This window comes from Saccharopolyspora sp. NPDC045941 (assembly GCF_056431445.1).
Map to the genome: position 1 here is coordinate 1 of NZ_JBWKKU010000163.1, position 1,434 is coordinate 1,434.

A 1,434-nucleotide genomic window follows, 5' to 3' on the forward strand; every position below is an offset into this window, starting at 1 on the left:
TGGTCCCCGGAAGTTGGACTCGGTAATTGAGAGTCTAGGCAGCGAGGGTCTGGGCCCGGTATTGCACCGGGCTCAGGCCCTCGCAGTGTGTGTGGCCCCGGCTGGTGTTGAACCAGGTGATGTAGTCGTCCAGGGCGGTGGTGAACGCCTCGAGGTTGAGGTAGCGGGTGTGGTGGAAGAGTTCTTCCTTGAGGTGACCAAAGAAGCTCTCGATCACGGCGTTGTCGTGACAGTTGCCCTTCCGCGACATCGACTGGATCGCGCCCGCCTCGGCCAGCAGGCGCCGCCAGGACCGGTGCTGATACTGGAATCCCTGGTCAGAGTGCACCAACGGCGCCTGGCCGGGGTCCAGCGTCGCGAGCGCGTCCCGCAGGGATAAGTGGGTCAGCTCCAGGTTGGGTGAGGTACCGACCGCATAGGAGATGATCTGCCGGTCGAACAGGTCCATCACCGGCGAGAGATAGACCTTGTGGTCGGCGATAGCGAACTCGGTGACATCGGTAACCCACTTCTCATTCGGTGCGGCGGCGGTGAACTCCCTGTTCAGGACGTTGTCCGCGACCTTGCCGACCTCGCCCCGATGAGAGTTGTAGCGTCGGCGCCGGCGGATCGGGCAGACCAGCCCGAGTTCACGCATCAGCGTGAGCACGGTCTTCTTCGCCACCCGCCACCCACCGGCGAGTAGTTCCCGGTGGATCCGGCGATGCCCATAACGCTTCTTGCTCTCCTCGAAGACCGCCTGGATCGCGGTCTTGAGCTCGGCCCAGGGATCAGGCCGGGCCAGGCGGGCCTGGTGATAGAAAAACGTCGACCGGGCCAGCCGGGCGACCTCCAGCAACACCTTGAGACGGTGTTCGGCCCTGAGAGCGATCACCGCGGCTACTTTCGCCGCTGCTCCCGCATCCTCAGGGCACGCAATTTTCCCAGGAAGGCGTTCTCCGCCCGCAGCCGCTCGTTCTCCCGGCGCAGTGCCTCAAGCTCGCTTTCCTCACCCGAACCCTGGCCCACAGGCTTGGCCGGACGTCCTCGGTGTTTCGGCCGGAGCCCGTCCTCGCCCTCATCGCGGTAGATCCGCGCCCACGTCTCGATCAGCTTCGGCGACGACAAACCGAACTCGCGGGCGAGGTCGGTCTTGGTCTCACCAGCGAGGAAACGCTGCACCACCTCGAGTTTGAACTCGAACGAGAACGACCTCCTGGACGATGTGCTCACCAGCGCCGCACCCCCGCGAACCCGCCACCGGCCATACAACCGGGCAACCGGCCAGCGCGACACACCAAGCCTGGCCGCGACCGCACGATCCGCCCAACCATCACCGAACAACCCTATCGCCACCGCACGCTGCTCCGCGGTCAACGAACTCGGCCCAGCCATACACCTGCTCCCCGGAAGCCAGAACTGAATTTCTCAGTCCAACTTCCGGGGACCAGTTCA

At 64.6% G+C, this 1,434-nt stretch carries 2 protein-coding genes; both read right to left on the bottom strand.

What is annotated here, in order from left to right; genetic code table 11:
* Nucleotides 1–34 precede the first annotated feature (34 nt).
* On the bottom strand, nt 35–874 hold the full coding sequence (locus tag AC07FN_RS45875) for an IS3 family transposase (RefSeq protein WP_478401380.1): 840 nt from the start codon (nt 872–874) through the stop codon (nt 35–37).
* Nucleotides 875–879: 5 nt separating this feature from the next.
* Nucleotides 880–1,356, bottom strand: coding sequence for a transposase (locus tag AC07FN_RS45880; protein WP_478401381.1), 477 nt, complete (start codon nt 1,354–1,356; stop codon nt 880–882).
* Nucleotides 1,357–1,434: the final 78 nt, after the last annotated feature.